General features: G+C 69.5%; 18 protein-coding genes. 12 read left to right on the top strand and 6 right to left on the bottom strand.

What is annotated here, in order from left to right:
• Positions 1-5: 5 nt before the first annotated feature.
• Genes GR168_RS06790 through GR168_RS06805 form a run of 4 tightly spaced genes read right to left on the bottom strand, consistent with a single transcriptional unit; the run spans position 6 to position 4,125 of the window.
• Positions 6-968, bottom strand: a complete 963-nt coding sequence (locus GR168_RS06790; RefSeq protein ID WP_159370367.1) for an EamA family transporter — start codon at positions 966-968, stop codon at positions 6-8.
• Positions 965-1,450 carry a hypothetical protein gene (locus GR168_RS06795; RefSeq protein WP_159370368.1) on the bottom strand — a complete coding sequence of 162 codons (486 nt, stop codon included), beginning with the start codon at positions 1,448-1,450 and terminating at the stop codon, positions 965-967. Before GR168_RS06795 ends, GR168_RS06790 begins: the two co-directional genes overlap by 4 nt.
• Before the next feature lie 25 nt (positions 1,451-1,475).
• Positions 1,476-3,056 carry a 4Fe-4S binding protein gene (locus tag GR168_RS06800; RefSeq protein ID WP_159370369.1) on the bottom strand — a complete coding sequence of 527 codons (1,581 nt, stop codon included), beginning with the start codon at positions 3,054-3,056 and terminating at the stop codon, positions 1,476-1,478.
• A gap of 34 nt (positions 3,057-3,090) precedes the next feature.
• Positions 3,091-4,125, bottom strand: coding sequence for a diiron oxygenase (locus GR168_RS06805; protein ID WP_078112166.1), 1,035 nt, complete (start codon positions 4,123-4,125; stop codon positions 3,091-3,093).
• Between the two features lie 671 nt (positions 4,126-4,796).
• On the opposite strand from GR168_RS06805, the gene GR168_RS06810 reads away from it, so the two are divergent.
• The 5 genes from GR168_RS06810 to GR168_RS06830 are packed head-to-tail and all read left to right on the top strand — an operon-like array spanning position 4,797 to position 11,221.
• Positions 4,797-6,290, top strand: a complete 1,494-nt coding sequence (locus GR168_RS06810) for a hypothetical protein (RefSeq protein ID WP_238995037.1) — start codon at positions 4,797-4,799, stop codon at positions 6,288-6,290.
• A 1-nt stretch (position 6,291) separates the two neighbouring features.
• Positions 6,292-6,741 carry a hypothetical protein gene (locus GR168_RS06815; RefSeq protein WP_065630183.1) on the top strand — a complete coding sequence of 150 codons (450 nt, stop codon included), beginning with the start codon at positions 6,292-6,294 and terminating at the stop codon, positions 6,739-6,741.
• Positions 6,738-8,267, top strand: coding sequence for an FHA domain-containing protein (locus tag GR168_RS06820; RefSeq protein WP_159370371.1), 1,530 nt, complete (start codon positions 6,738-6,740; stop codon positions 8,265-8,267). Before GR168_RS06815 ends, GR168_RS06820 begins: the two co-directional genes overlap by 4 nt.
• Positions 8,268-8,283: 16 nt before the next feature.
• Positions 8,284-10,407 (top strand): cation:proton antiporter, encoded by a 2,124-nt coding sequence (locus tag GR168_RS06825; protein ID WP_159370372.1) that lies wholly within the window; start codon positions 8,284-8,286, stop codon positions 10,405-10,407.
• Between the two features lies 1 nt (position 10,408).
• Positions 10,409-11,221: a protein kinase gene (locus GR168_RS06830; protein ID WP_159370373.1), complete on the top strand. Its 813-nt coding sequence runs from the start codon at positions 10,409-10,411 to the stop codon at positions 11,219-11,221.
• 77 nt (positions 11,222-11,298) lie between these two features.
• On the opposite strand, the gene GR168_RS06835 is transcribed toward GR168_RS06830, so the two are convergent.
• Together GR168_RS06835 and GR168_RS06840 are read right to left on the bottom strand one after the other, a co-directional pair.
• Positions 11,299-12,876: a serine/threonine protein kinase gene (locus GR168_RS06835; protein ID WP_159370374.1), complete on the bottom strand. Its 1,578-nt coding sequence runs from the start codon at positions 12,874-12,876 to the stop codon at positions 11,299-11,301.
• A gap of 90 nt (positions 12,877-12,966) precedes the next feature.
• The gene (locus tag GR168_RS06840; protein WP_058251465.1) at positions 12,967-13,272 is read right to left on the bottom strand and encodes a hypothetical protein; all 306 of its coding nucleotides are present in this window, start codon (positions 13,270-13,272) and stop codon (positions 12,967-12,969) included.
• A gap of 203 nt (positions 13,273-13,475) precedes the next feature.
• Between GR168_RS06840 and GR168_RS06845 the strand changes: the two genes are divergently transcribed.
• From GR168_RS06845 to GR168_RS06875, 7 genes are all read left to right on the top strand, one after another.
• Positions 13,476-14,339, top strand: coding sequence for a universal stress protein (locus GR168_RS06845; protein ID WP_065630241.1), 864 nt, complete (start codon positions 13,476-13,478; stop codon positions 14,337-14,339).
• A gap of 76 nt (positions 14,340-14,415) precedes the next feature.
• Positions 14,416-14,865, top strand: a complete 450-nt coding sequence (gene soxR, locus GR168_RS06850) for a redox-sensitive transcriptional activator SoxR (protein WP_065630178.1) — start codon at positions 14,416-14,418, stop codon at positions 14,863-14,865.
• Between the two features lie 56 nt (positions 14,866-14,921).
• Complete coding sequence (locus GR168_RS06855) at positions 14,922-15,950, top strand: patatin-like phospholipase family protein (protein WP_068972382.1); 1,029 nt, start codon at positions 14,922-14,924, stop codon at positions 15,948-15,950.
• Complete coding sequence (locus GR168_RS06860; RefSeq protein WP_068972383.1) at positions 15,947-17,176, top strand: MFS transporter; 1,230 nt, start codon at positions 15,947-15,949, stop codon at positions 17,174-17,176. The genes GR168_RS06855 and GR168_RS06860 overlap by 4 nt, the downstream gene beginning before the upstream one ends.
• Positions 17,177-17,210: 34 nt before the next feature.
• Positions 17,211-18,443, top strand: a complete 1,233-nt coding sequence (locus GR168_RS06865; RefSeq protein WP_159370375.1) for an arginine deiminase — start codon at positions 17,211-17,213, stop codon at positions 18,441-18,443.
• A gap of 13 nt (positions 18,444-18,456) precedes the next feature.
• On the top strand, positions 18,457-18,843 hold the full coding sequence (locus tag GR168_RS06870) for a GntR family transcriptional regulator (RefSeq protein WP_238995038.1): 387 nt from the start codon (positions 18,457-18,459) through the stop codon (positions 18,841-18,843).
• A 31-nt stretch (positions 18,844-18,874) separates the two neighbouring features.
• Positions 18,875-20,656 (top strand): BCCT family transporter, encoded by a 1,782-nt coding sequence (locus GR168_RS06875; protein ID WP_203235907.1) that lies wholly within the window; start codon positions 18,875-18,877, stop codon positions 20,654-20,656.
• Positions 20,657-20,663: the final 7 nt, after the last annotated feature.

A 20,663-nucleotide genomic window follows, 5' to 3' on the forward strand; every position in this document is an offset into this window, starting at 1 on the left:
GATTCTCAGTCGCGCGACACCGCCGGGACGGCTTCGCCGAGCCGCACGCAGACGACGCCGAGCACGATGAGCAGGCCGCCGGCGAGTTGGATCGGTGCCGGCAGTTCGTCGAGTACGAGCCAGGCGAAGACCACCGCGAACAGCACCTCGGACAACGCCACGAACGACATCACCCGGGCCCCGAGCAGCCGGCCGCCCGCGATGCCGAAGCCGTAGGCCATGGCGGCCGAGACCACACCCAGCAGCACGAGCGGGATCCACCAGGCCACCTCGAGCGCACCGACCTCGACCGGGTCCGTGGTCATGGTCATCGGCAGGATCCCGGTCAGTCCGGCGACGACGAGGGCCAGTGCGCCGATGAGCAGGCCACCCGCGGCCAGGCTCAGCGGCGGCCAGCCCGTGCGGTCGTCGGCGGAGATCACGAAGTAGGCGGCGGCCCCGACCATCGCGGCGAGCGCCCACAGCACCCCGATCGCGCTGATCGGGACGTCGCCGGTCAGGTCGAGGACGAGCGCGAGTCCGCCGATCGCGAGTGCCGCGCCGAGCACGGTGACGCGACCCGGACGCTGACCGTGGCGCAGCCACATCCACACCAGCACGGCGACCGGGGCGGTGTATTCGATGAGCAGCGCGACGCCGACCTGCAGGTGAGTCACGGCATAGAAGTAGGCCAGCTGACAGCCGGCCACCGCGAGGAGTCCGTAGGCGACGAGCACCGTCCAGGACCGTCGGCCCGGCTGCTCGGGCAGCGGCTGCCGACGGTCGCGAAAGGCGAGGAAGCCGGGAATGGCCAGGACCAGACCGCCTAGTGCGATGCGGACGGTGACGGTCGCACCGGCCGTCCATCCCGCCTCGATCATGGCCCGGGCGAGCACCCCCGAGATGCCGAAACAGGCCGACGAGATCAGCGCGAGTGTGAGACCCAGCGCGGGTCGCGAGAGCGGCGCAGTGCGGTCCGCGGTCCTCACGGATTCTTGGCGGCGACGATGGCCGAGCGAACGGCCTCCCGGCATTCCGTGCCCGCCGGCTCACCCGTTCCGAGGTAGAAGCTGCCCGGACGTCCTTCGTGACCGGCGAAGCCGGTCACCGAGAATCCGTCGGACTCCGGGACATACGGGGTCGACGACATCGACGCGACGGCGAGCGGACACGACAGCGCCGACACCCCACGTTCGGCCCCGGACACCACTACGATCAGGTGGGTCGGATGCAGCACGATGAGCGTCTGGTGCTCGGAATCGGGGTCGACGGGGTTGCTGCGTCGTCCGAAGAGCTTGCCGAAGAACGTGGTCGACGGCGGGTTGATGCTCCGGGTGATCCACGCCGGCAGGTCGTCGGTGACGGTGAGCTGTGTCGACTCGGCATGGTCGCGCAGCGTGGCGGCGACGTCGGCGGGCAGATCGGACAGATCGGCGCGCACGGTGGTGCGCTGGTACGCGGGGAGCCCCATGGCTGAAATCTAGCGCAGCAGTCCGTCAATCGAGGCCGGCGACGGACGACGCGACGCCGAGGCGTCGGCCGAGCAACCGACGGCGACGCGGTGCCGAGGCCTCGGTCGCGTTCGACTCGAGGTCGTCGAGCAACGAGGCGACGGTCTGCGCCGAGTCGGTCTTGTTGGTGCCGATGAAGCCCGACGGACCGCGCTTGATCCAGCCGGTCACATACATCCCGGGTACGGGCTCGGTCCCGTCGAGCACGCGGCCGTCGAGGTGCGGGATGATCCCGGCCGCGTCGTCGAACGGGAGACCCGGGACCGCGACACCGCGGTAACCGACCGAGGTGAGGACGAGCCCGGTGTCGAGCCCCACCGTCTCGCCGGTGGGTTCGATGCCGACCGCGGCTCCGGAGTCGTCGGTGACCGGGCGGTTGCGGCCCGCGGTCAACGTGCTCGCGCGGCCGTCCGCACCGGCGGTCATCTTCATCGGAGAGGCGAAGAACGCCAATCGGATTCGACGGCCCTCGGGTTCGGGGCGGGCGGCGCACTCGGCCAGGAGATCGAGCTTGGCACGAGTCGTGGTGTCCAGGTCGGCGGGTGCGGGCAGCGCTTCGAGGTCGGCGGCGTCGACGGTGACCGGGACCCCCGAGTCGACCAGTCCGATGAGTTCGGGCAGGGTGAAGGCCGCGTGCGCGGGTCCGCGACGGCCCATCACCACCACCTCGCGGACCGACGAGGACCGCAGCTTCGCCAGTGCCGGACGGGAGATGTCGGTGGCGGCGAGGGTGCCCGGGTCGGCGACGAGGATGCGTGCGACGTCGAGGGCGACGTTGCCGTTGCCCACGACCACGACGCGCTCGGTGTCGAGATCGACGTCGAGGTCGGCGAAGTCGGGATGGCCGTTGTACCAACCCACGAAGGACGTCGCGCTGGACACTCCGGGGAGATCGAATCCCGGCAGCGCGAGTTGACGGTCGGTGGGGGCCCCGCCCGCCCAGATGACGCCCTGGTGCCGTGCACGCAGGTCGGCGAGGGTGAGGTCGCGGCCCACCTCGGTGTTCAGCAGGATCTCCAGCCGCGGGTTGCGCGCGATGTCGTCGAACAGCTCCATCACCTTGCGGGTGTGCAGGTGATCGGGCGCGACGCCGAACCGTGCCAGCCCGAACGGCCGGTCGAGACGCTCGTACATGGTGACCGAGATCTGCGGCTGCCGCAGCAGCTCGTCGGCGGCGTACATCGCGGACGGGCCGGACCCCACGATGCCGATCGAGATCGGCCGGTCGACCGCGAGCTGCCGGGGCCGGTCGATGGGAGCCAGCGGCAGGCGCCGGGCCGGGTCGACCGGGAAGCGCGCCGCGCCGTCGGCCGGATCGTGGTACTGCGCCGCGTTGACCTCGACAAACCGTTCCTGACCCTCCGTCAGGCGATGTCCCGGGACGATGGCGCCGACCGGGCACGCACTGACACATGCGCCGCAGTCGACGCAGGTCGCGGGATCGATGTACAGCATCTCGGCGATGCCGAAATCGGGCTCTTCAGGCGTGGGGTGGATGCAGTTGACGGGACATGCGTACACGCACGACGCGTCGCCGCAGCACGCCTGGGTGACGACGTGGGGCATGGTCTCGGGTTCTACCTGCGTTCGGGGTTCGGGTTCAGGCCGCGGTGTAGGTGGGCTCGCTGCGGAACCGCGACGGGCGGCCGCTGATGCCGAGCGCGCGCCACAGCAGGCGCGAGACCGGGTTCATCAGTCCGCTCTGCTCGCCGAGCATGCGGACGTCACCGAAGACGTTGCGCAGGAACCGCTTCGACTCCGGCGACCGCCAGAAGATGTCCTTCATGACCGCGTCGGGCACGTCGAACCGCTTGGCGAAGCTCCGCGGGGGCACCACGATGGCGCCGCAGAGGATGCGCATGGTCAGCGGGAGCATCAGCGACAACAGGAAACGCTGGACGCGTCCGCGCTGCGGCACCTGCTCGCGGATCAGGTGGTGGGCGAAGGAGATGTGGCGTGCTTCCTCGGCGACGTGCAGCTGCATCACCGCGGCCATCGTCGGGTGCAGGCTCGCGCGGGTGCGCAGGAAGTCCTTCTGGATGTGGTCGATCGGCTCCTCGCCGCCGAGCACACCGAAGAAGAAGACGGTGGGGAAGACCGTCGAGACCAGCGGAACGAGAGGAGAGATGAGGCGATAGCCCAGCTTGGCCCCGGGAACGTCCATGCCGGTTCGGTTGACGAACTCCTGGAACATCAGGGTGTGGTTGCACTCCTCCTTGGATTCGTGCGTGGTGTAGCGGAATTCGCGGGCACCGTTGGGGAGTTTGAAGCTGTACTGCATCAGGCCGCGGATCAGGACCGACTCGAACTGCAGGCCGACCTTGGCGACATTGGCCTGGCGCCACATGCCGATCTCGATCTGCTTCTCCTGCGGCAACTGCTGGTACCACGGGTGGCGGCCGATCGGGTCGACCTCGTAGGACAGAATCCACCGCGGATCGTTCTCGACGATCGCCATGTCCGGCGCGTCCCAGTCGATGTCGACGTACGGGTCGAAGTTGCGATGGACCGATGCCGCGGACAGGTCGTCGAGGACCTGGTCGTAATCGTGGTCGCTGCCGGACTTGTCGTGCTGCGGCACGTAGCGGGCGGGGGCCTCGTGCTCCCGGTCGGTCGGGGTCAGTGCTTTCGTCATCGTCGCATCCCTTCGGGGTGGGCGGCTCGGCCGGTGAAACAGACCACAGCGGATGACTCGAACGTATTTCGACGGGCCGCTATTTGTCAACACTCGATGTCACGTTCGATACCGGCACAATGCACCGGTGCGTTCACCGGCAGGCCTGCCCGACTCCGCGCAGTTCAGGGGCTGACCTGGTGCGACGGGTGTAATTCGTTCGGGTTATATAACCCCGTCGCGAGCATCGCCGCGGGTTAGAGTTACCGCACCATCCGTAACCGCGTCTGCTCACCTGGAGGAGCGATGTCCCGTCGTGTTCCGCACGCGTCCCGGCATTCTCGGGGCGCGACGCATGCCGCCCGCGTCGGTCGACGCGGCCTGCCGGCGGTACCACGCACCCGGGTCCGGTCGTGACCCAGCCGCCGCACGGTCCGACGCGTGTCGTCCCCGACCCCGGCGGGCCCCTGCCGGGCGCACCGGGTCCGCGGCCACCGGGGCCCGCCCCGCGTCGCCCGGGACCCCCACCGCCCGTTCCGCCTCGTCCCGGACCGATGCCCGGCCAGGCGCCCCCCGCGCCGCGGCCGGGCCCTGGGCCTGTTCCGGCGCCCGGACGAGGCGCTCCCGGGCCCGCGGGCGCCGTCGGCGATCTGACACCGGGGCTGGTCGACACCGACATCTGGACCGATGCGATGATCGAGGCCGCGGGCATCCCGATCGTCGACGTCCCGTTCGTCACGGTCGGCTCGGGCATCGGGTCATTCGTGACCGTCGACTATCTGCGCATCTGCGGGGTGCCGCTCGACCGGATCGCGGTGCTCGGCCCCCAGGACGTGCCCTGGCACAGCTACGAGTACCTGACCCGGGTGTCGCAGATCCCGCGCACGGAGCGCCTGCGTTCGGATTCCGCGTCGACCCCGGACAACATCTGGGGTTTCCCGTCGTACGCGGTGCGGGAGGCCTGGGCGGAGAAGAAGCTCAAGCCGCTGTGGAATGTGCTGGTGGAGCCCGTCTTCGCGAACTTCTACACGCCGAGGGCCGGGCAGGCGTTCGAGTCGATGCAGAAGGAATGCGAACGGATCGGCTACCTGAAGTGCCTGCACCGTGGTCAGGTCCGGATGATCCGACGCCGCGCCGCCGGTGGCTACTTCACGATTCTCACACCGCCGCAGGGGACTTCGCCCACCAAGCGGGTGGCCTTCCGCAGCCAGTGGGTCCATGTCGCGATCGGATACCCGGGGATCAAGCTCCTGCCCGATCTCCAGGCGTTCCGCGAGACCTACCGCGACGCCAGCAAGGTCGTCAATGCCTACGAGTCGCACGAGCACATCTACCAATCGCTGCAACGCAAACCCGGCACCGTGGTGATCCGCGGAGCGGGGATCGTCGCGTCGCGGGTCCTGCAGCGGCTCATCGACGATCGCGACGCGTACGGGCTCCAGACGCAGATCGTGCACCTCTTCCGCACGTACTACGACAAACCCCACGGCCCACACATCTTCATGCGGCGCAAGGGCAAAGACGGTTGGGCCTACCAGGGCTTCAACTATCCGAAGTCGGTCTGGGGCGGGCAGCTCAAGGCCCGCATGCGCAAGCTCGAGGGACACGAGCGCGCGGAGGCGTACAAGCAGATGGGCGGGACGAACACCCCTGTCCGCGACGACTGGCAGGAGCAGTTGGCCCGTGGGCGGCGCGAGGGCTGGTACCGCGTCGCCGTCGGCAAGGCGGAGAGTCTGCTGCCGGCTGCGGGCGGGCAGGGGGTGGTGACCACCGTGCGGGTCGATCCGCATGCACCGATCCGGCAGGACCACCGGCCCGACGGCACCTTCGAGATCTACGCCGACTACGTGATCGACTGCACCGGACTCGAAGCCGACGTCCGCGAGCACCGCCTGCTGCGTGATCTGCTGGACCACACCGGCGCCGGCATCAACCCGGTCGGCCGCATGGACGTCGAACGCGACTTCGAGCTGAAGGGGACACGCAGCGGGAACGGCAAGCTGTACGCCTCGGGCAGCGCGACGCTCGGCGGTTACTTTCCCGGCGTCGACACCTTCCTCGGTCTGCAGATCGCCGCCCTCGAGATCGTCGACGACCTTGCCCGCCAGGGGTTCTGTCGACGACTGACGCCCTGGCGATCGACCGCCCAGTGGTGGCGCTGGATGAACAACAAGGGAGTCGACTGACATGTTGCCCACCCTGTGGGGGCGAATCCAGACCCGCGTGCTGGTGCTCGGCATCCTCGGCGGCCTGTGGACCATCGTGCTCGTCCCGTTCCTGTGGCTCATCTCCTCGGGGGACCCGTCGATCCTCGACGTCTACCGGGTCGCCTTCACCGTGCTCGTCACCGTCATCGTCCTCGGGGTGCTCTGGGAATTCCTGTACCACTTCCTGCAGCAGTTCCGTTGGGAAAAGGACTGGCCGACGCTCTTCGGGCTCCTCACGGCGATCAACGAGGGCATCCTGGTGTGGATCGTGATCGATGGCACCGGACTGATCCCGGAGCCGCTGCAACCGTCGCCCGTCGTGTTCACCGTCCAGTTCGTCACCACCTGGTTGCTGGTGTGGGTGGCGGTCAACGGTCCACTACGCGCCGTCTTCCCTCACTGGCGATTCCAGGGAGGACGGTTCCTGTGACCGGTCCGGGCGACATCCCGAGCGTCACGCCGACGGTGACGCTGATCCCCGGTGGGGGGATCGTGATCCGCACCCCGGCGTTCCTGTGCCTGACGAACGACGCGGTGCCCGCGTCCTTCCTCACCGATCTGCTCGACATCGAATCAGCGGTGGTCGTGCCGGATTCGGCACCGCGGCGGGGCCGGCACCTGGTACGGGCGCTGGCTCAGCTGGTGGCCACCGCCGACGACCCGGTCGACATCGCCTTCGCGGCTCCCGACAATGCCGGCATCGCGATCTTCCTCTCGGGTCGGGTGTACGGGGAGACCGACGGCAAGCGGATCGAGCCGCCCGCGGGCGACTCCTATGACCGCGCCGTGCCGTGGCCGTTCGAGGGTCTCGGGCTCTACCTCGCCGGCACGAAGCCCGCGGAGGTCGGTGACGAGCGCTTCGACCTGGTCCAGGGCACGGTGCCTGCCGCGGGCGCGCTGCTGCACACCCCGCTGGGGTTGCGCGGCACCGAATTCCACTCCCTGGCGGAGCGACCGGCGCAACCGCGGCCGGAACCGGCGGCGGCGCGGCCGGAACCGGCGGCGGCGCGGCCGGAACCGGCCGTCGAACCGTCCCGTCCCGACCCGGACGCGGGTCCACCGACCGAGGCCCTGGACGATCTCGACAAGCCGGCACCCGGGGCGCCGGAACCCCCGGCGCCCGAGCCCATCCGGAAACGGTCGCCCTTCGACGACTTGCCGCCGGAGCCGGACCCGATGGGCACGACCGAGCGGATGGCGCCCGGCGCCGATGGTGGTGCCGACCTGCGGGCACCCGATCCGTTGCCGTTCACCTCGACTCCGCTGGGCGGTCCGTTCGGGTCGGAACCGTTGTCCCCGAACGTTTCCCACCCACCTGAGCGGCCGCCGCGGGACGCCAACCCGCCGAGCGGCCGGCCTCGCGTCGAGCCGGCTCCCGCGCCGAATTCGTTCGCCGAACCGCTCGAACCGCGCGCGCCGCTGCCCAAGGAGGAGCATCAGAAACCCGCGACCGAGGTCGTCAAGATCGAGGCGTCGCGGGCCATGGTGCACGGCATCCGTTGTTCGCGAGGCCATCTGAACCATCCGCAGTCGTGGCTGTGCGGGGTCTGCGGAATCCGGATGGACCAGTTGACGACGTTCCTCGTCGAGGGGGAGCGGCCGCCGCTGGGCTGGTTGCTGCTCGACAACGGGTTCACCTTCCTCCTCGACGAGGACCTGGTGATCGGCCGGGAACCGGGCTCGGCCGGCGGTGGACCGGCGGGTTCGCCCAAACCGATTCGCGTGCAGGACGAGACAGGTCAGCTCTCGCGTCGCCACGTGGAGATCCGGCTGGTGGAGTGGACGGTGCAGCTCGTCGACCTCGGGTCGGCGAACGGCACCTTCGTCACCGATCCGAGCAGCGGCAACCGGGAGACCCGGCTGCTCCCGCATCGTGCCCACGTGCTGGTGCCGGGGTCGCATGTCCGGATCGGCGGGCGCCACTTCATCTTCGAGTCACACCACGCCCGTATCTGAGAACGGATCCGAGGTCATGGACAAACACACGGTCGCCTTCCTGCTGCTCGACGTCGCGATCGTCATCGCCGCCGCCCGGGTGGGTGGGATGATCGCGCGTGCCTGCCGTCAGCCGGCCGTGGTGGGCGAGATCGCCGCCGGGATCGCGTTGGGTCCCAGCCTGCTCGGGCTCCTGCCCGGCAATCCCGACCAGTGGCTCTTCCCCGACGACGTCCGGCCGCTGCTGGGAGCACTGGCCCAGATCGGCCTCGTGCTGTTCATGTTCATCGTCGGCCTCGAACTGGACATGCGGCTGACCAAAGGGCGTGAACGCGCGGCGGCCAGCATCTCGGCATTCTCGATCGCGCTGCCGTTCGCCCTCGGCGCGGCCCTCGGCCTGCTGCTCTATCCCTCGCACGACATGGTCGGGGGAATGGAGATCGAGCGGCTGGGGATGGTGCTGTTCATGGGTGTCGCGATGTCCATCACCGCCTTCCCGGTGCTGGCGCGGATCCTCACCGACCGCGGGATGATGAGAACGATTCCCGGGGTGTTCAGCCTGGCCGCGGCCGCCATCGACGACATCCTCGCCTGGACGCTGCTGGCGTTCATCATCGCCATCATCCAGGGCGGCAGTCCGCTCGAGGTCGCCAAGATCGTCGGACTCACGCTCGTCTACGCCGCGGTGATGTTCGGTGTCGTCCGTCCACTGCTGGCGAAGCTGATCGCCTGGCGCGACAGCGCCGGCCGGCTCACGCCGGACATCCTGGCGGTCATCCTGATCGGACTCTTCCTCTCGGCGACGGCCACCGACGTCATCGGCATCCATCAGATCTTCGGCGCCTTCGTGTTCGGCGCGGTGATGCCGAAGGTGGGAGCCGAACAGCTGCACCGGGAGATCCTCGAACGGCTCGAGCAGGCGAGCGTGCTGCTCCTGCTGCCGATGTTCTTCGTCGTCACCGGCCTCAACGTCGACCTCACCCAGATCGGCGTCGCGGGCATGGGGCAGCTGCTGCTGGTCCTGCTCGTCGCGATCGCGGGCAAGTTCCTCGGCGCCTATGCGGGCGCGCGGGCGAGCGCCATCCCCACCAGACAGAGCGCGGCCATCGCGGTGCTCATGAACACGCGCGGACTCACCGAGCTGGTGATCCTGGCCGCGGGGCGCGAACTCGGCGTGCTGAGCGACGAACTGTTCGCGATGCTCGTGGTGATGGCGCTCGTGACCACGATCCTGACCGAACCCCTGCTGCGCGTGGTGTATCCGGACAAGGTGGTGGCCAATGACATCGCCGCCGCCGAACGTCGCGCCCTGGCCACCGCCACCGCCCCTCGGGTCCTGGTGCTGATGCGCGATCCCGTCGGGACGACCGCCGACCTGCGGGCGCGGCATCGTCGAATGCTGGACTGCACCACGGGATTCGACGTCGTCCTGGCCGGGTTGCTCACCGCCCCGGACCGGTCCGTGCGTCCGCTCGAGGTCGGGATTCCGGTCGTACCGGACTTCGCGGCGATCGCATCGGCCGTCGAGCGCCTCAACGAGCTGGGCTCGTCGCTGACCGGCGCGGGTGCGGTGTCGGTGCTGTGCCGGTTCAGCGCCGATCCCGCAGCCGACCTCGAGGCCATGTCGGAGAACGCCAATGCCGACCTCGTCCTCGTGGACAGTGGCGACCGGCTCCTGGGGGAGTCGCTGCGATCGGCTCCGGTGGCCGTCGTCGACGAGACCGCCGATGACACCGTGGCACCGAGTCGTAGCACCATCACCTGTATCGCCGCGGACGATCGCAGCGGGCGGACCGCTGCGTTGATGGCCGCGGGTCTGGCGCTCTTCGGGTCGCGGTCGCTGACCGTCGTCGCATCCGGCTCTCGGCGTCGGTGGCTGGCCGACCTCAACGCTGTTGCCGAACAGGGGGTTTCGGTGTCGGTGCAGGATCCCCGCCGACACCGCGACAACGCCGTGTCGTTCACCGTCGCCGGATCGGACGAAGGCGATCCGGCCGTACCCGTTCCGGTCACCGTCGTCGACAACACCGAGACGAGCGAGGAATCGCTGGGCGACCGCGTCGCGATGCTCTACCCGTCTCCGGCCGCACCATCCGCACCCACGAGGGCGGCCGACGATCCGTCCAGTCCGAACATCGGTTCATCATCGGAGAGGCACTGACATGCCAGAAGTCGAGATCCCGCAGCAGCTGGCGGATTTCACGGTGCTCGAGAAGCTCGGCATGGGGGGCAACGGCACGTTCTATCTCGCCGTACCCCCCGCGCGACTGGGCGTGGCCACCGACCGCGTCGTGGTGAAGGTCTTCGGCGGCGTCTGCAGCGACGACGCCTACCGCCGCGGGGTACGCGAACTGCGGGCGTTCGCCGCCGTCGTCTCGCCCTACCTCGCCGGGCTCTACGACGCCGTGCTGCAGGGCCAGTTCATGTATGCGATGGAGTATTTCCCGCTCGGCTCGCTGGGTAGTCCGGCGCGCGAGCTCAGCCGAGACGAGAAGCTGGCGGCGATCGCCGACGCGGCGCGCGGCGTGGACGCCTTGCACGAAGCGGGTATCGCGCACGCCAACATCACGCCGTCGAGCATCATGGTCACCGAGACCGGCGGCAAGATCTCCGATCTCGGTCTGGCCCGGGTGCTGGCGGCCGACGAGCCCATCACGAGCTTCGCCCAGCCCGGCGCGGTGCAGTACATGGACCCCGCATTGTTGGCCGGCGATGTGCCGTCGCGGGCGACCGACATCTGGTCGCTCGGGGCGTGTCTGCACCGTGCCCTCACCGGCGACGGGGTGTACGGGGAGGTGCCGGACACCCAGCCGCTGCTGGCAATCCGGGCGGCGCTGTCGACGCCGCCGGCCCTCTCGGAGAACCTGGACCGCGACGAGCGCACCCTCATCGCCAACTGTCTCGCCCTCGCCGGCTCCCGTCCGTCGACCGCGATGGAGGTCGCCGACCGGATCGACGGGCTGCGCGGGCGTTGAGGACAGGCGTCATCGGGCGGTTCTCGCCCCCTGCTCCCTGCGTCACGAAGGGTCGGCCTTCGTCCCGGTCACGGTCGTCAGCCGAGGGGCGCCGTGCGCCACCAGTCGTCGAGGATGTCGCGGCCGGTGTGTCCGGGCCACGTCGTCACCAGGGTGTACTGCGCATGCGGTGGCCCGCTGAAATTGGTGACGACCCAACCGTCGACGACGCTGTCCCGGCTCGCCGACGCCGGACCGTCGCGCCAGCTGATCTCGTCCCCGGGGTAGCCCTTGAGGCCGGTGGTGACGGCAGCGCGTGATGGTGACGTCGGCGTGTGCCACACCACGAATCCGACGTTCGCGGCGTCGGTGCACGAGATCCCGTCGATGCCGTCGCGGACGACGGGCTCACAGTCGGCATCTCCCCACCCCGACGCCTCGGGCGTCTCCGGCAGGAGTTGCGGGAAGGCGGCAGCGATAGGAGCGACGCCCGCCGGCCACGGCGGCGGTGTGGTGCGGGCGCCGAGCAGCATCACCGTTCCGACGACGACCGCGACGATCGCCGTGGCGGCGAAGAACGGCGCGATCAGCCGTCGTCGACGCATCGACGGGGAGGCCGTCGGCGGGCGCGCGATCGGTGGGGGTGTCGACGGCCGGTTCACCGGCCCGGCCCCCCGCGGCCGGTCGGTGACGACCTCGGTCGGCCGATCCGGATGACCGGCGGGCTGGAACACGCGCGGGACGCCGACGGCCGGCCCCGCGCTGTCCACGACCTCCGTCGTGTCGGAATCGGTTGCACTGGAATCATATTCGGAGTCAGGGTGGCTCGCGGGGATGACCTCGGTCGGTGGTTCGCCGTCGGAGTGGGTGAGGTGTAGGGCGAGCTCGGCCGCTCGGACGAATTCCGCACAGGTGCGGTATCGGTGTGCTGAATCGGCGTCGAGCGCCCGTGCCAGCACGGCGTAGAACGCCGGCGACACTGCTCCCGACACCCGGTGCCGAGCGACCGAGCTTGTGCCGGTCACATTCGGCCCGCTCGCTTCGCTCCCGGCGCCGGTCAGCAGTTCGACGAGCGTACGTCCCAACGAGGCGACATCGGCTGCCGGGTGCGGCATCTCGTCGCCCGCCGTCGGTGCGGTGAGGCCGAAACCGGTGAGCGTGACGGCGCCGGGCACCGACGCCGCGGCGACGCTCGGGTCTGCGGAGCCGGTGAGCAGGATGTCGGCGGGGGAGACGTTGCCGTGGACCAGGCGCCGGCGATGAGCCGCGTCGAGTGCATCGCCGACGACGGTGACGATGCGCACCGCCAGATCGATGTCGATGCCGTCGGGATGGCGCCGGATCAGCAGGGCGGCGTCGGAGGTGGGCACGGGGGCCACCGCCACCCATGCCCGGCCGTCCGCGACGCCGTGTCCGGTGATCCGCGCGATTCCGGGATGCGCCATCGCGGAAGCCTTTTCGATCGCATCCCGGAACCAGTTGCGGAACGTGGGGGTGGCCGAGGTGGTCCGGTCCACGACGGTGAGCAGCACGCGCTCGGCGGGCGCCCCCGGATACGGGGCCGTCGCCAGGTAGTCGGTGCCGGCGACGCGTCTGCGCAGGAGGCGCTCGATGCGGTGACGCCCGACGAGAGCGCCCGGAGGAAGTGGTTCGTCGTGGGTCGGACCGACGGACACGGCGCCTCCCTCACCTCACGTGGAAGACCCGACTCTACCGGTCAGGAGGCGTCCACCGGGGCGAACAGGCGCCGGGCGACCCCGCCCGGGTCATTCGAAGAGGACCGGCGCGGAGTTGAACAGCATGACGATGAAGAAGAACAACAGGAACCACGCCGCCCCCTGCCACACCTGCCAGCGACCGTTGCGTTTCCAGACCCGGTACGTGCGGTACAGCATGGTGCTCGCGCCCAGGAGAACCACGACGGGAGAGGCGACGACCAACACGGTCTGCAGGGGATCCGACGACGCATGCGCGAAGAACAGCAGGCCGAGTCCGAGTGCGACGGTGATCCCGATGTGGATCATGATTGCGCGAAAGTCGTTGGTGCCGTTCTGCGGAAGGGGTGACGTCATGGTGTCCGCCAGGTTACACGGCGCCCGAATCGTGGAGAAAGCGACGGTGGTCGGGACCTCGTACTCATTGCCGCGGCAACGGCGCCGGGGCAGGATGGGGGCCGGGGCCGATACCGGGCCGCCCGGGGCGAGCCCGGGCCGACCCGCGGCCGAACCGAAGACCCCGCCAGGGGCCGTCGCGATCAGAGGAGATGAGCCACAACATGAATGCGATACTCGTCGGCGTGGACGGGTCGGACGCGGCCACGGGCGCGGTGCGCTGGGCGGCGCGGGCGGCCGCTGCCGAAGGTCTCGACCTCAAGGTCGTCGGTGCGTACGACGCCAGCACGAGTGACTACGCCCCCGGCCTGATCATCCCGCAGGATGTCGTCGACGCCATCCGCCAGGACGCCTCCGACGCGGTCCATGCGGCCGCCGACGCCGCGAAAGAAGCGGCACCCGGCGTGACGGTCGCCACCTCGATCGTCGACGGCGACGCCGCGCGCGTGCTGCTCGAGCTGGGCAAGGACGCCGCGATGATCGTCGTCGGCACGCGCCGTCTCGGCAGCGTCAAGGGCCTGTTCCTGGGTTCGGTGAGCACCAGTGTCGCCGCTCACGCACACGGCCGGGTCACGGTCGTCGCCGCCGGGGGCAACCCCGACGGACCGGTGGTCGTGGGGGTCGACGGTTCACCTGTCAGCGATGCCGCGGTCGCCGAGGCGTTCCGGCAGGCCTCGCTGCGCAACGTGCCGCTCCGCGCGGTACACACCTGGACCCCGCTCGACGCGGACGCGCTCCACGGGTACGGCATCGGCGCCGACGAGGTGGCGCGGATGACCCAGGACGCGGTCGAGGTGCTCGCCGAGCGCCTCGCCGGATACGCCCAGGACTACCCGGACGTGACGATCGAACGGTCCGTCCTGCCCGAGGAGCCGGCGAAGGCGCTGCTCGACGAGGCGGGCGCGGACGCATCGCTGCTCGTGGTCGGCAGTCGCGGCCGGGGTGGCTTCCGCGGACTCCTGCTGGGCTCGACCAGCCAGAAGGTGATGCACCACGCCGACTGCCCGGTGATGGTCGTCCGCACCTGACCCCACGGTGAGCGCTGCCCGTCGTCCCCGGTCGCGCACCGGGGACGACGCCGTCGGTGGCGCTTACCATCGACCCATGACGCTGAAGAAGCTGGAGCTTTCGGTCGGCGAGCTGGCCCAGCGAGCCGGGATCGCCCCGTCGGCGGTCCGCTTCTACGAGGACCAGGGCCTGATCTTCAGCCGGCGCACCTCCGGGAACCAGCGCCGCTACCACCGGGCGATGCTGCGGCGCGTCGCATTCATCCGCGCGTCGCAGGTCGCCGGGATTCCGCTGTCGGTCATCGGCGAGGTGCTCGCCGAACTGGGCGACCACGAGTCGCCCCCGAAATCGATGTGGGAAGCGGCGTCGAAACGCTGGATGGACGACATCAACCAGCGCATCGCACTGCTCGAGAACATGCGGGACATGATCGGGTCCTGCGTGGGTTGCGGTTGCCTGTCGCTGGGGGAGTGCCATCTCCTCAACCCCGGCGACGAACTGAACAAACTCGGCCCGGGGCCGCGGCGACTCCTCACCGAGCAGTAGCCGTCTCCGCCAGTTGCGATGTCGGGGAGCAGAACAGGCGGCGGTACTGTTGGCCCATGGCTCGACCGTCGCGCGTGGCGCTGGCTCTGGGAAGTGGCGGCGCCCGCGGTTACGCGCACATCGGGGTGATCGCCGAACTCGAGGCGCGGGGGTTCGAGATCGTCACCGTCGCCGGCTCGTCGATGGGTGCTCTCGTCGGCGGGTTGTATTGCGCGGGGAAACTCGACGACTACGTGGACTGGATCTCGGGTCTGTCCCAGCTCGACGTCGTCCGGCTGCTCGACGTCTCGCTGACCAAGCCGGGCGTCATCGGGGCCGAGCGGATCCTGCTGCGGGTGCGGGAGATCCTCGGAGACACCGCGATCGAGGACCTGCCCGTCCCGTTCACCGCGGTCGCCACCGATCTGAACGCCGGCCGCGCGGTCTGGTTCCAGCGCGGTGTCCTCGCCGACGCCCTGCGTGCGTCGATCGCGATCCCGGGCGTCATCAGCCCGCACGAGCACGGTGGGCGGCTGCTGGCCGACGGCGGGATTCTCGACCCGCTGCCGGTGGCGCCCACCTCGACGGTGCCCAGCGATGTGACCATCGGCGTCATCATCGGTTCCGACGGTGGCCCGGAAGCGGGCGCCACGCGCGAACAGAAGGCCAGGGGACTGCTGCGGCGCAACGTGGCGCCGATCCTCGACAACGAGTTCATCCGCGCGGTCCGTGACCGGCTCGGCCACGAGATGCCCTCGGGGGAGGCCGAGGCGTCCGATGCGGCGGTGGCCGCCACCGGTGGCGGCGCCGTCGCGGTCGATGCCGCGGCCGAGTCCGGCTCCGTCCCGTCCGCCGAACGGGTGGCGCCCGCGTTCGGCGTCGACGAACCGGCCCGGATGGGACGCGTGGAGGTGCTGAGCCGGTCGCTCGACATCATGCAGGAGGCCCTGACCCGCTACCAGGTCGCCGGCTATCCGCCCGATGTGCTGATCCGGGTACCCCGCCGGACGGTCCGCACGCTCGACTTCCACAAGGCATCGGAGATGATCGAGCTCGGCCGGACCCTCACCGCGCGGGCCCTCGACGACCTCCCCGAGCTGCCATGAGGCAGATCCCCCGCGGCATCTGGGTGCTGCTGTCGGCGAACGTCGTCATCGCACTCGGATACGGGTTCATCGCGCCCGCGCTGCCGACCTTCGCCCGCACCTTCAACGTCTCGTTCACCGCCGCGACCGCGGTCATCTCGGCGTTCGCGGTGATGCGCCTGGCGTTCGCGCCCGCAACGGGACGGTTGGTCACCGTCTTCGGCGAGCGGCGCATCTACCTGACCGGTCTGCTGATCGTCGCGGCCAGCACTCTGGCGTGCGCGTTCGCCCAGTCCTACTGGCAGCTGCTGATCTTCCGCGGCCTCGGCGGCATCGGGTCGACGATGTTCAGCATCTCGGCGATGGCCTTGCTGATCCGTATGGCGCCGAGCGACATTCGCGGTCGCGTGTCGGGCTTCTTCTCGGCGGGGTTCCTCATCGGCAGCATCACCGGTCCGCTCATCGGGGCGGCGCTGGTCGGCTTCGGACTCCGGGTCCCGTTCGTGGTGTACGCGGTCGCGCTGCTCGTCGCATCGACGGTGGTGGCGACCCAGTTGCGGGAGGTGATCGCACCGGATCAGGTCGACGGCCCGACGGGCGGGCTGATCGGTTTCCGGACCGCCCTGCGCGACAGCGCCTACCGGGCGATCCTCGCGTCCAACTTCACCCAGGGCTGGGCGTCGATGGGGGTCCGGGTCGCGGTGGTGCCGCTGTTCATCACCGAGAGTCTCGGTGCCGGAGCGGGAATGGCGGGAATCGTGCTGGCGATCTACGCCGCGGGCAACGTGCTGGCGATCCTGATCGCGGGCCGGCTGTCGGACCGGTTCGGACGGCGGCCCATCATGCTGCCCGGACTCGTCATCACCGTCGTCGCCACCATCGCGCTCGGGTTCTCGCCGAATGTGGGCGTCGTACTGGCGTTGTCGGTGGCCGCCGGGGTGGGCTCGGGACTGTTCGCACCCACCCATCAAGCCGCTCTCGCCGACGTCCTCGGCAACCGCCAGCAAGGCGGGTCGGCGCTCGCCGCCTACGGCATGTCGTCGGACCTCGGTGCCGTCACCGGTCCGGTCATCGTGGGATTCGTCGCCGATCGGGTCGGTTTCGGGCCGGCGTTCGTGCTGACCGGGGTGGTGGCCGCGGTGGCACTGGTCCTCTGGATCTTCGCGCGGGAGACCGCGCCGGTGATCGTGGGCGACGGCCCGACGATGACTCCGACCGACACGAAGGCCCGCGCAGACGATGAGTGATGTGCGCGGGCGGACGACGAATTACGGTTGAGCGATGACCGCGCCCGCCTACGACTACGCGCTCGGCGCCGACTCGGAGGTCGGCACCCTGCGAGCGGTCATGCTGCACCGCCCGGGCGACGAGTTGCGTCGGCTCACCCCGCGCAACAGCGACCAGCTCCTGTTCGACGGGCTGCCGTGGGTCGGGCGTGCGCAGGAGGAGCACGACGCCTTCGCAGAGGTGCTGCGCGAGCGGGGAACCGACGTCTATCTCCTCGGTGACCTGCTCGCCGAGACCATCGCGCACAGCGGTGCGGCCCGCATCCAGGGCATCGCCGCGGCGGTGAGCGCGCGGCGGCTGGGCACACACCTCGCGGAAGATCTCGCGACCCATCTGCGAGGGTTGTCGCCGACCGACCTCGCGTACGTGCTGACGGCCGGCATGACGTTCGACGAGCTGCCGATCACACCCTCTGCCGAGCGGTCCTCGCTCGTGCGTCGGATGCACCACGGACCCGAGTTCGCGATCGAACCGCTGCCGAATCTGCTGTTCACCCGCGACAGTTCGTTCTGGATCGGCGGCCGGTTCGCGATCACCTCGCTCGCGCTTCCCGCCCGCGCGCGGGAGACGTCACTGACTGATCTCATCTACGCCCACCACCCGCGATTCACCGGGGCGCGGCGGGCCTACGAATCGCAGGTCGCGCCCATCGAAGGCGGTGACGTGCTGTTGCTCGCCGCCGGTGTGGTGGCCGTCGGGGTCGGCGAACGGACGACGCCCGCCGGGGCGGAAGCACTGGCGCGCAGTCTGTTCGACGACCACCTGGCGCACACAGTGCTGGCGGTGCCGATCGAGCAGTCGCGCGCCTTCATGCACCTCGACACCGTCTGCACGATGGTCGACACCGACGCCGTGGTGATGTATCCCAACATCCGCGACACCATGTCCGCGTTCACCCTCGTCCACGACGCCGCGACCGACGCGGTCCGGATCACCGGGGAGCGGCCCTTCGTCGACGCCGCTGCCGAGGCGATGGGCATCTCCAAGCTGCGTGTCATCGACACCGGGCTCGATCCGGTGACAGCCGAGCGGGAGCAGTGGGACGACGGCAACAACACCCTCGCCCTCGCACCCGGGGTGGTGGTGTCCTACAACCGGAACGTGGAGACCAACCGGCGACTCCGGGATTCCGGCATCGAGGTCATCGAGATCGAGGGTCGGGAACTGGGATCGGGCCGCGGTGGGCCGCGGTGCATGTCGTGTCCGTTGGCCCGTGATCCCCGGTGAGGAGGAGTATCCGGTGACCCCCGACACCCCGGTGGCGCTCGACGCACTGCAGATCGACCCGGCCTCCGACCGGCCGCCCTTCGAGCAAGTACGAGTCGGCATCATCGAGCTCATCGAGTCCGGCGAACTGCTCAGCGGCGAGCGTCTGCCGACGGTCCGGGCGCTCGCCTCGCGGCTCGGCGTGGCCGCCAACACGGTCGCGCGGAGCTATCGGGAACTCGAGGCGGCCGGCGTCATCGAGACCCGCGGGCGGCAGGGCTCGTTCATCAAGGCGGGTCGCCACGATGCGCTCGACGCGGGTTTCGCGGCTGCGAAGCAGTACGTCGAAAACGCTCGCGAGCTGGGCCTGGACGATCCCGTGATCGTTGAGATACTCAACCGTGCGCTCGGGCGAACTTGAATACCTGAACCGAGATTGATTGGCTTGACGAATGACAAGTGAACAGGATGTGATCACCGGGCGTCCGAAGCAGACACTGGACCCGGTGGTCTTCACGGTCACCGCGGTACTGGTCATCGCGTTCGTGATCTGGGGGATCGGGGACAAGGAGAGTCTCAACACGACGACCACCGAGGTGCTGGGTTGGATCACCAAGAACCTCGGCTGGCTGTTCATCCTCTCCGCCACTGGCTTCGTGATCTTCGCGGTGTTCCTCGCCGTGTCCAAGTACGGCCGGATTCCGCTCGGCCGCACCGGGGAGAAGCCGCAGTTCCGCACCGTGAGCTGGATCGCGATGATGTTCAGTGCCGGCATGGGCATCGGCCTCATGTTCTTCGGTGCCTACGAGCCGCTCTACCACTTCGCCAGTCCGCCACCGGAGATCGGCGCCGACGACATCCGCGCGGCCATGGCGACAACCATGTTCCACTGGGGCTTCCACCCGTGGGCCATGTACGCGGTCGTCGGGCTGGCGCTGGCCTACGGCACGTACCGGCTGGGCCGGACCCAGTTGATGAGCGCGGTGTTCACCCGGCTCCTCGGACCGCGGGTGGCCAACGGCCCGGGCGGGAAGATCATCGACATCCTCGCCATCTTCGCGACGCTGTTCGGGACGGTGGCATCACTCGGCCTCGGCGCGCTGCAGATCGGATCGGGACTAGACACCCTCGGGTGGGTCAGCGAGCCGACGAAGATGCTGTTGGTCGCGATCATCGCCATCCTCACCGCCGCGTTCGTCGCGTCGGCCGTGTCGGGGATCGCGCGCGGCATCCAGTGGCTGTCGAACATCAACATGGTGCTCGCCATCGTGCTGGCACTCTTCGTCTTCGTCCTCGGCCCAACGATCTTCATCCTGAACCTGCTGCCGACGACCCTCGGCGCCTACGCCACCGACCTGACGAGCTTCGCGGCCCGCTCGGACGCCACGATCATGACCGAGGAGGGACATCAGTGGCTGGCTGACTGGACGATCTTCTACTGGGCGTGGTGGGTGTCCTGGACCCCGTTCGTGGGTCTGTTCCTCGCAAAGATCAGCCGCGGTCGCACCATCCGCGAGTTCGTGATCGGTGTGATGGTGGTACCCACGACGGTCTCGCTGGTCTGGTTCTGCATCTTCGGTGGTACCGCGATCCATCAGGACATCGAGGGAACCCTGGCGTTCGATCCGGCCACCGCGGCCAGTGAGAGCACGCTGTTCGACGTGCTCGCCCACCTGCCGTGGACCGGGGTGGCCTCGGCGCTGGTGATGATCCTGGTCGGCATCTTCTTCGTCTCCGGCGCCGACTCCGCGTCCCTCGTGATGGGCACTCTCTCGCAGCGCGGCGTCGAACACCCGTCGCGTCCCCTGACCGTGTTCTGGGGTGTGTTGACCGGTGTCGTGGCTGCGCTGCTGCTGGCCATCAGCGGCGACGACGCCCTCGACGGCATCAAGACGATGGCGATCATCGCCGCGTTGCCGTTCGTCGTGGTGATGATCGGCATGTGTCTGTCGCTCTATCTCGACCTCCGACACGATCCGCTGATCGTCTCCCGCCACGTGCTGACCGCTCAGGTCGACGAGCATGTCCGGGAACAGGCCAACGCCATCGCGACCGGGGAGCTCGAGGCGATCGATGCCGACGCGATACGACACCTCGAGAAGATCGACCCCGACTACGTCGACCAGGCAAACGGATCGGCGCCCGCCGAGCCGACGGTCGACCCGGGGCCGGACGACGAGCCTCGGGACAAAGGCACTCACGGCACCGACCGGTTGACCGGACCGACGGTGTGACAACCCC

The sequence above is a fragment of the Gordonia sp. JH63 genome (genome assembly GCF_009856645.1).
GTDB lineage: Bacteria > Actinomycetota > Actinomycetes > Mycobacteriales > Mycobacteriaceae > Gordonia > Gordonia hongkongensis.

What these genes read in the sequence shown, in the direction of transcription:
- GR168_RS06795 (WP_159370368.1), bottom strand. Translation starts at nt 1,450, where the DNA reads ATGGGGCTCCCCGCGTACCAGCGCACCACCGTGCGCGCCGATCTGTCC.
- GR168_RS06800 (WP_159370369.1), bottom strand. Translation starts at nt 3,056, where the DNA reads ATGCCCCACGTCGTCACCCAGGCGTGCTGCGGCGACGCGTCGTGCGTG.
- GR168_RS06805 (WP_078112166.1), bottom strand. Translation starts at nt 4,125, where the DNA reads ATGACGAAAGCACTGACCCCGACCGACCGGGAGCACGAGGCCCCCGCC.
- GR168_RS06810 (WP_238995037.1), top strand. Translation starts at nt 4,797, where the DNA reads ATGATCGAGGCCGCGGGCATCCCGATCGTCGACGTCCCGTTCGTCACG.
- GR168_RS06815 (WP_065630183.1), top strand. Translation starts at nt 6,292, where the DNA reads ATGTTGCCCACCCTGTGGGGGCGAATCCAGACCCGCGTGCTGGTGCTC.
- GR168_RS06825 (WP_159370372.1), top strand. Translation starts at nt 8,284, where the DNA reads ATGGACAAACACACGGTCGCCTTCCTGCTGCTCGACGTCGCGATCGTC.
- GR168_RS06830 (WP_159370373.1), top strand. Translation starts at nt 10,409, where the DNA reads ATGCCAGAAGTCGAGATCCCGCAGCAGCTGGCGGATTTCACGGTGCTC.
- GR168_RS06840 (WP_058251465.1), bottom strand. Translation starts at nt 13,272, where the DNA reads ATGACGTCACCCCTTCCGCAGAACGGCACCAACGACTTTCGCGCAATC.
- GR168_RS06845 (WP_065630241.1), top strand. Translation starts at nt 13,476, where the DNA reads ATGAATGCGATACTCGTCGGCGTGGACGGGTCGGACGCGGCCACGGGC.
- soxR (WP_065630178.1), top strand. Translation starts at nt 14,416, where the DNA reads ATGACGCTGAAGAAGCTGGAGCTTTCGGTCGGCGAGCTGGCCCAGCGA.
- GR168_RS06855 (WP_068972382.1), top strand. Translation starts at nt 14,922, where the DNA reads ATGGCTCGACCGTCGCGCGTGGCGCTGGCTCTGGGAAGTGGCGGCGCC.
- GR168_RS06860 (WP_068972383.1), top strand. Translation starts at nt 15,947, where the DNA reads ATGAGGCAGATCCCCCGCGGCATCTGGGTGCTGCTGTCGGCGAACGTC.
- GR168_RS06865 (WP_159370375.1), top strand. Translation starts at nt 17,211, where the DNA reads ATGACCGCGCCCGCCTACGACTACGCGCTCGGCGCCGACTCGGAGGTC.
- GR168_RS06875 (WP_203235907.1), top strand. Translation starts at nt 18,875, where the DNA reads ATGACAAGTGAACAGGATGTGATCACCGGGCGTCCGAAGCAGACACTG.